The organism is Acidovorax facilis, assembly GCF_023913775.1.
GTDB lineage: Bacteria > Pseudomonadota > Gammaproteobacteria > Burkholderiales > Burkholderiaceae_C > Acidovorax > Acidovorax facilis.
In genome coordinates this window covers 23,438-30,738 of sequence record NZ_JAMXAX010000071.1, presented here as the reverse complement: position 1 = coordinate 30,738, position 7,301 = coordinate 23,438, and the positions used below count along the sequence as shown (strand labels likewise).

The 7,301-nt window shown below is 68.6% G+C and carries 6 protein-coding genes; 1 reads left to right on the top strand and 5 read right to left on the bottom strand.

All coding sequences use genetic code 11. The features are described from left to right. Positions 1-200 (top strand): hypothetical protein (locus NFX52_RS18420; RefSeq protein ID WP_252635770.1); only part of this gene is annotated, 200 nt, incomplete at its 5' end. A 442-nt stretch (positions 201-642) separates the two neighbouring features. On the opposite strand, the gene NFX52_RS18415 is transcribed toward NFX52_RS18420, so the two are convergent. The 5 genes from NFX52_RS18415 to NFX52_RS18395 form a co-directional block, all read right to left on the bottom strand. Beyond that, positions 643-1,041 carry a hypothetical protein gene (locus tag NFX52_RS18415; RefSeq protein ID WP_055398644.1) on the bottom strand — a complete coding sequence of 133 codons (399 nt, stop codon included), beginning with the start codon at positions 1,039-1,041 and terminating at the stop codon, positions 643-645. A gap of 72 nt (positions 1,042-1,113) precedes the next feature. Continuing rightward, a complete protein-coding gene (locus NFX52_RS18410; protein ID WP_207402037.1) occupies positions 1,114-4,233 on the bottom strand; it encodes an efflux RND transporter permease subunit in 3,120 nt (1,039 codons plus the stop codon). Between the two features lie 9 nt (positions 4,234-4,242). Next, complete coding sequence (locus tag NFX52_RS18405; protein ID WP_207402036.1) at positions 4,243-5,364, bottom strand: efflux RND transporter periplasmic adaptor subunit; 1,122 nt, start codon at positions 5,362-5,364, stop codon at positions 4,243-4,245. Further along, the gene (locus tag NFX52_RS18400; protein ID WP_055398641.1) at positions 5,361-5,933 is read right to left on the bottom strand and encodes a hypothetical protein; all 573 of its coding nucleotides are present in this window, start codon (positions 5,931-5,933) and stop codon (positions 5,361-5,363) included. The genes NFX52_RS18405 and NFX52_RS18400 overlap by 4 nt, the downstream gene beginning before the upstream one ends. 36 nt (positions 5,934-5,969) lie before the next feature. Continuing rightward, positions 5,970-7,253, bottom strand: coding sequence for a TolC family protein (locus NFX52_RS18395; protein WP_055398640.1), 1,284 nt, complete (start codon positions 7,251-7,253; stop codon positions 5,970-5,972). Between the last annotated feature and the right edge of the window lie 48 nt (positions 7,254-7,301).

Here is a 7,301-nt window from a genome sequence, read left to right as displayed (position 1 = left end):
GTGGAAATCGGGCCTCAAGGCCCTGCGAACGGCCCAAATGGGCGGCGCAAGAGGCCACAAAATCCAAAAAATGGCGTCTTCCGCGTTCGCGCGGGAAATTTCGAGGGCTTGTTCAGCGTAGCCTTAAATTAAAGCGCGACTGGTACGCCGATTCCTCGCGACAAGAGCTTATCGCCGACATGCAAAAGAAGGCAGCCTAACGTCATGAGTCGCTCTTGGCATCGGAAGCCCGCTGTCGCTCGCAAAGCGCGGTTGTCGTAAGCCTTTCATGGCATCCGATGTCTGGTGTCGGTACCCGGTGCAGGTCATCACCGAAAATGACCGGCTGCAATCAGCGGCCAAAAACAGCCAGACACTCCGCCCCAAAAATCTGCCTATTCCCGCCCACGGAAGCTCAGCACCTTGCGCCCGACATCCATCACATCACTACTAATTTGATAGCTATAAGCGCTTGATAGAAAGGCGGTAGAGCCCAATTTTCTTCAAATTTCAGCACACCGCACCCCTGAAACCACGCACGCACCCATCTCGCCGGTGCTCAAGGCGCACTGCCACTGAGACAGGCCACACACCGCCACGCCAGCAAACGCCAACGCAGCGGCGCGTGGTGCACAACGCTTTCTTTTTCTCTTCGACAGCGGCTTACTTCACCGCAAACCGCACATTCGCCGCCTTCTTGCCCGGCAGTGTCACCAGTGCCACCACCTTGGTGCCTGCAGCGACCTTGAAGGCACCCTTGGCTTCGAGCTTGCCCTCGCCTGCGGGCGCCAGCACAGCCTCGGATTTTTCGGTGCCGTTGAGCAGGGTGAGCTTGGCGCTCACCCCCTCGGTCTTGGCGGGTTTGCCATGGTCGCGCAGGTGCAGGGTGATGGTGTCGGGTTTGGCGACGAGTTCGTAGTCCATGTCGTTGGCTTCGGCCACGATGCCGCCGTGTTGGGGCTTGTGGTCGTGGCCCGCGCCGTGGTCGCCAGCGGCGTAAGCGGCGGTGGTGGCCGCAGTGGCGAGGGCCAGGGCGGCGAAAAGTTGGCGGGTGGTTTTCATGAGAGTCCTTTCAAAGGGTGAATGAAAAAGCAAACGAACAAACAAAGAGAACAAATACAAAACAAGAAAAGCTCAGAACGCCTCGGCGTTCTTGTCGTCCAGCAGGCGTTCGGCGTCTTTGCGGCCAAACAGCCAGAACAGGGCCGGGGTGAGGAAGGTGTCGAGCAGCGTGGAGCTGATGAGGCCGCTGAAGATGACCACGGCCACGGGGTGCAGGATCTCGGTGCCGGGGCGTTCGGCCTCCAGCAGCAGCGGGGCCAGGGCAAAGGCGGTGACCAGGGCGGTCATCAGCACGGGGCTCAGGCGCTCCAGCGAGCCACGCACGATCATCGCGGTGTCAAAGCGCTCGCCCTCCACGCGCATCAGGTTGAGGTAATGGCTCACCTTCAAAATGCCGTTGCGCACCGAGATGCCCGCCAGTGTGATGAAGCCGATCAGTGCCGCCACCGACAGCGGCTGGCCCGACACCCACAGCCCCAGCACCGCACCCACCAGCGCCAGCGGGATGTTGGCCATGATGAGGGCCGACAGCGTGGCCGAGCGGTAGCGCGTGTACAGCACCAAAAACATCAGCACCAGCGAGACGATGGTGAGCAGGCCCACCAGGCGGCTGGCTTCTTCCTGCGCCTGGAACTGGCCGCCCAGGGTGATGAAGTAGCCCTCGGGCAGGCGCGTGTCGCCCACGGCCTGGCGGATGTCGGCCACCACGTCGGACAGCGCCCTGCCCTGCGCGTTGGCCGAGAGCACGATGCGGCGCTTGCCATCGTCACGGCTGATCTGGTTGGGGCCGTCGCCCTCTTCGATGGTGGCCAGGCGCGACAGCGGCACGGGGCCGCGCGGCGTATCGACCAGCACACGCGCCAGGCCGTCGATGGAGCGTGCGCTGTCGGGCAGGCGCACCACCAGCGCAAAGCGGCGGCTGCCCTCCACCACCTGGGCCACTTTTTCGCCCTCCACCAGCGTCTGCAGCGCGGCCAGCACCTGGGGTGCGGGCACGCCCATTTGTGCAGCGGCGGCGTAGTCCACGCGCACGGTGATCTGGGGCGCCAGCACCTGCTTTTCCACCTCCAGGTCGGCCAGGCCGGGGATGCCCGCCAGCCGCGCGCGCAGGGCCTCGGCCTGGCCGCGCAGGGTGTCCAGGTCGTCGCCAAAGAGCTTGATGGCGATTTGCGAGCGCACGCCCGAGAGCATGTGGTCGATGCGGTGCGAGATGGGCTGGCCGATGGCGATGGCGGCAGGCAGGTGCGCCAGGCGACTGCGGATGTCGGCCTGCACCTCGGCCATGCTGCGCTTGAGCTCCGCCGCTGGCAGCAGGCCCACGTCCAGCTCGCTCACGTGCACGCCTTCGGCATGCTCGTCCAGCTCGGCGCGGCCGCTGCGCCGGCCCACGTGCGTGACCTCGGGCACCTGGCGCACCAGCACCTCGGCCTGGCGGGCCAGCGCGCTCGATTCGGCCAGCGTGACGCCGGGGTTGAGTCGCATGCCGACGAGCAGCGTGCCTTCGTTGAACGGCGGCAGAAAGGTGGTGGGGAAGAACGGCACCGCCGCTGCCGACAGCGCCACCGCCACTGCGCTCACGGCCAGGGCCGTGCGTGGGCGCGCCAGCACGGCCGAGAGCCCATTGCGGTAGCGCGCCTTGAGCCAGGCCACCACGCGCGTGTCGCCATGGTCGAGGTTCTTCATGCGCGGCAGCAGGTAGAAGGCCAGCACCGGAGTGACGGTGACCGACACCAGCAGCGAGGCCAGCGTGGACACGATGAACGCAATGCCCAACGGCACAAACAGCCGCCCCTCAATGCCCGGCAGTGCAAACAGCGGCAAGAACACCAGCACGATGATGGCCGTGGCATACAGGATGCCCGAGCGCACTTCCATGGACGCGAGCTTGACCACCTCGATGGGGTGCAGGCGGTGGTGGGGGTGTTTGGCGCGGTCCATCTTCAAGCGGCGCAGCACGTTCTCCACGTCCACCACCGCGTCGTCCACCAGGCCGCCAATGGCAATGGCCAGGCCGCCCAGCGTCATGGTGTTGATGGACAGGCCGAAATACTTGAACACCAGCGCGGTGATGAAGATGGACACCGGGATGGCCGTGAGCGCAATCACCGTGGGCCTGAGCGTGCCGAGGAACACGAACAAAATCACCGCCACAAACACCGAGGCGCCCATGAGCTTGCCTTGCAGCGTGGTGACCGAGGCCTCGATGAAGCTTGCCTGGCGGAAGGTGACGCGCGGTGCCTCCATGCCTGCGGGCAGCGAGTTCTTCAGGTCCACCAGCGCGGCCTCGATGCTGCGCGTGAGCCCGATGGTGTCGGCCGTGGGTTGCTTCTGGATGCCCAGGATGACGGCGCCCTGCCCTTCAAAGCCCGCGTCGCCGCGCTTGGTGGCGGCGGCAAAGGTGGCATCGGCCACCTGGCGCAGCAGCACGCTCTGGCCGTTTTTGGCGGTGAGGGCCAGGTTCTGCAGGTCTTCGAGCCGCGAGGTGCGGCCCAGGTGGCGGATGAGGTATTCGCGCCCGCCCAGCTCCAAGAACCCGCCCGAGGTGTTGGCCGCAAAGCCCTTGAGCGCGCCCGTGAGCTGGTCGTGCGTAATGCCCAGCGCCGCCATGCGCGCCGTGTCGGGCAGCACCTGGAACTGGCGCACCTCGCCACCGATGGGGATGACCTGCGCCACGCCGGGGATGGCCATGAGGCGCGGGCGCAGCACCCAGTCGGCGTATTCGCGCACAGCCATGGGCGTGGTCTTGCCCGCGTCAATGGGGATGGCCACCTGCATGATCTCGCCCATGATGGAGCTGATGGGCCCCATGCGCGGGGTGATGCCGGTGGGCAGGCCCTCTTCCATGGACGACAGGCGTTCGGACACCATCTGGCGCGCGCGGTAGATGTCGGTGCTCCAGTCAAAGGTGACGTAGATGAACGACAGGCCCGCGCTGGAGGTGGAGCGCACACTCTCCACACCGGGCAGTCCGTTCATGGTGGTCTCCAGCGGGAAGGTGATGAGCTGCTCCACCTCTTCAGCTGCCATGCCGCCCGCCTCGGTCATGAGGGTGACGGTGGGTTTGTTGAGGTCAGGGAACACGTCCACCGGCGTGCGCGAGAGCGTGAAGGCGCCATAGGCCATGAGCACGGCGGCGGCGATGAGCACCAGCAGCCGGTTGACCAGGCTGTTTTCGAGAAGCCACTTGAACATAGCGACTCCTTAGCGGACCTGGTTGATGAGCGTGGCGCCCTGCGTGGCCACGCGGTCGCCGGGCTGCAGGCCCGAGGTCACGGCCACCGAGGTGCCATCGAGCGGCACCGCCGTGACCACCCGTGGCGCAAAGCGCTCGGGCGACTCCTTGACCCAGACGATGGTCTGGTTGGCCGGGTTGCGCAACAGCGCGGCGGCGGGCACTTGCACGCCCTCCACCTTGTCGGTGGACTGCACGAACACCCGCACCGGCTGACCCAGGGCCAAGGCGCCAAGCGCAGACGAGTCGCCCGCAAACTGCAGCGGCTGCGCCTGGTCGCGCAGGCTGCGCGCTGCGCCCACAAAGCGCAGCGGCACACGCTGCCCACCCAAGGCCAGCGTGGCACCCGCCACGCTCTGGGCCTGTGCCGGGTCGTAGGCCAGGGCCTCGATGCGCAGGCGCGATGGGTCCACCACCTCAAACACCAGTTCGCGCGCATCCACCACCTGCCCGGCCACGGCATTGGCCGAAGCGATCACGCCCGACACGGGGGCCACCAGCGCATCGCGTGTGGCCAGGCCCGCGCCCACGGCGCCCAGGCGCTGGGTGAGGCTTTGCAGCTCGCTCTCGGCCGCCTCGATGTCCTTGCGCGGCACGGTGTCGGCCAGCTCCGTGAGGCGCGCCACGCGCCGTGCGGCCAGGTCGCGTGCAGCGCGCAGTTCAGCCTGCTGGGCCAGTTGGTTGGAGCGCTCGATGGCGCCCGCCGTGGGCACCACATAGGCCAGCACCTGGCCCTTGCGCACGGCCTGGCCCACACCGGGCAGGCCCTTGGGCCCGGCCTCCAGCCGCCCGGCCAGCATGGCCTGCACCTTGCCGCCTGCGTTGGGGTCCATCACCACGGTGCCTGCCAGTTCAAAGGCCTTGGCGTGTTGCCCCGTGGCTGCCACCAGAGTGCGCACGCCCAGTTGGCGCTGCGCGGGTTTGGGCAGAAACACGCTGCCATCGGGCTGGCGGCTGGGGCCGTTGCCGGTGGGCGCAGGCGGCGCGTCACCATGGTCGTGGCCGGGGCCTGCCAGGGCTGGCAGGGGTGCGCTGAGCGCGGCGGCCATCAGCAAAGCCAGCAAAGAGGGCATGGGATGGAAGCGCTTCATGCAGTACCTCCCACGCGCTGGGTGTTGCCCATGCGGGCAGCACGGCCTCGGCGCAAACCCCACACGGCGACCAGCGCCAGCAGCACGGCGGCCACGGCGCCTGCGATCAGCACAGTGCGGCGGGCCAGGCCTGCGGGTGCGGCATCGGTGTGGGCGGCGGGGTGCAGGTCGATCTCGCCTGCGAGCAGGTCGGTGTCAGTGCCTGCGGCCACGGTGGCGGTGACGGGGCTCACGCCCTCGGCCAGCGGCGCGGCCAGGGTGGCCTGGAACTCGCCCTCGGCCACGCGGGTGACGGGCACGTTGGTGCCCGCAATGTCCAGCTCCAGCCGGGCGTCTTTCACGGGGCTGTTGTCGCCCGCGTGGTCCAGATAGAGCGCGATTTTTTGCCCGTCGAGCACGCCCACGAGTTCAAACAGGTCGGAGGTGGCGGCAAAGCGCGGCAGGGCTGTGCCCGCTGCGGCGGCGGGGGCTTCGCCATGGTCGTGGCCAGCGCCGGCCAGCGCGGTCGGCGGTAGCAAGCCCAGCAGCAGGGCCAGGCCCAGTGTGGAGAAAGTGGAAGAGAGTGTCATGGTTGTCTTAAAAATTGGTCGAAATTCACAGGGAGCTCATTGCGGCAACAGGCCCAGGGCCTGGCGCAGGTGGGAGATGGCGGCCGCTGCGTCGATGCGGGCGCGGGCCAACTGGCGTTCGGCCTGGGCGGCCTCCAGCTCCACACGCAGGCGTGTGGGGCCATCGGCTTCGCCCAGGCGGAAGGCCTTGTCGATAAAGCCGCGTGTGCCCTGCGCCAGCGCCGCGTGGCGTGCCAAGGCGTCACGCTGGGCCTGGGTGGCCTTCACGCGGGCCATGGCGGCGGCAATGTCGGCGGCCAGGCGCCTCTGCTCCACGGCAGCACGCGCCTCGGCATCGATGGCATCGGCGCGTGCTGTAGCCTGCTTCGCCTGCGCACGGTCGCCCCCGCCCAGGGGTATGCGCAGGCCCAAGGTGAAGGTCTGCTGGTAGCGGTCGCCCGCCTGCTCGCGGCCCCGAGTGGCGGCCACCGTCAGCTCGGGGTTGGCACGGGTTTGCACGGCGGCCAGGTCGGCGGCGCGGCGGGCCACCTCGGCCTGGTCTTGCCAGTCGGCCGCCGCAGGGTGCTGGGCAGCGGCTGCCGTGGGGTCTGGCACGGGGGGCTCGGGCTCTGCCCCGTCCGCCAGCGCCAGGGTGGGCGCGGCCTGCACGCCCCAGGCAGCCAGTGCGGCCTGCGCTGCGTCCCGCGCGCCCTGGGCCTCGGCCATGGCGGCTTCGGCCTGGGCCACGGCGCCGTCGGCCTGCGCCTGGTCGGCACGCGACAAGTCTCCCGCGCGCACGCGGCGCGCCACGTCGGCGGCCAGGCGCTGCGCGTTCAGCAGCCGGTCTTGCGCCAGTGCCTGATCGGCCTGCGCGCGCTGCGCGGCCCACCAGGCTTCGCGCACAGTGGCGGCCAGTTGCAGCTGCGCGGCGCGCTGGCGGCTGTTAAGCGCCTGCGCTTCCGCATCGGCCAGCGCTGCCTTGCGGGCGCGCTCGCCGGGCAGCCACAGCGGCAGGGCCAGGCCTACTTCGGCCTCGCGGCTGCCCTGGTTGCTACCGGGGCGGTCGGTTTTGGTGGACAGCTCCAGTGCCACGGGCTCGGCCGTCCAGGCTGCCGCCGCGCTGCGTGTGGCATGCGCAGCCTCGCTCCGCAAAGCTGCTGACTGCGCTTCGGGCTGGCGCTGCCAGGCCTGCTCGAACAGGGCCTGGAGCGTGAGCGGCGCTGTGCCGGGGTGGGCTGTCAGGGTCTGGGCCTGCGTGGCGCTGCCCAGCAGTGCCAAGCCCAGCGCCATAGCCGCTACGGCGGCGGCGGGCGCATGGTGTCGTTGTTTCGTTGATTGCATCCGATTCCTCTGCAGTGGCCAGGGGCCACAGGTTGAAATCGGCGAGGC

Excerpts from the sequence above, each read along its gene's own strand:
- NFX52_RS18415 (WP_055398644.1), bottom strand. The coding sequence starts at position 1,041 with ATGAAAACCACCCGCCAACTTTTCGCCGCCCTGGCCCTCGCCACTGCG.
- NFX52_RS18410 (WP_207402037.1), bottom strand. The coding sequence starts at position 4,233 with ATGTTCAAGTGGCTTCTCGAAAACAGCCTGGTCAACCGGCTGCTGGTG.
- NFX52_RS18405 (WP_207402036.1), bottom strand. The coding sequence starts at position 5,364 with ATGAAGCGCTTCCATCCCATGCCCTCTTTGCTGGCTTTGCTGATGGCC.
- NFX52_RS18400 (WP_055398641.1), bottom strand. The coding sequence starts at position 5,933 with ATGACACTCTCTTCCACTTTCTCCACACTGGGCCTGGCCCTGCTGCTG.
- NFX52_RS18395 (WP_055398640.1), bottom strand. The coding sequence starts at position 7,253 with ATGCAATCAACGAAACAACGACACCATGCGCCCGCCGCCGCCGTAGCG.